Below are 253 nucleotides of genomic sequence, written 5' to 3' on the forward strand. Positions count from 1 at the left end.
GCCTGATGGTGGTCAACCGTCTCGCCCAGTACAGCGACATCGCCCTGATCGTCCTCGGCGGGCTTCTCCGACGTCAGGAGATGAGTCTTCTCGGACATCTCACGATCGCCGGCCTGGACGAGTTCGGCATCGACCAGGTGTTCTCGGGGGCGTTCGGCATCGATCCCGAGATCGGTGTGACCGGGACGAACCTCAGTGAGACGCAGACCGACCGTTCGTTGGCGTCGTCGGCGCGGGAGCTCATCATGCTGGC

1 protein-coding gene is annotated in these 253 nt (G+C 64.0%); it reads left to right on the top strand.

The window, feature by feature from the left end:
• A partial coding sequence (locus tag EOD29_RS33540; RefSeq protein ID WP_206520593.1) for a hypothetical protein occupies nucleotides 1–253 on the top strand: 253 nt, incomplete at both ends.

It is taken from the genome of Mesorhizobium sp. M1A.T.Ca.IN.004.03.1.1, from assembly GCF_003997555.1.
Taxonomy (GTDB): Bacteria; Pseudomonadota; Alphaproteobacteria; order Rhizobiales; family Rhizobiaceae; genus Mesorhizobium.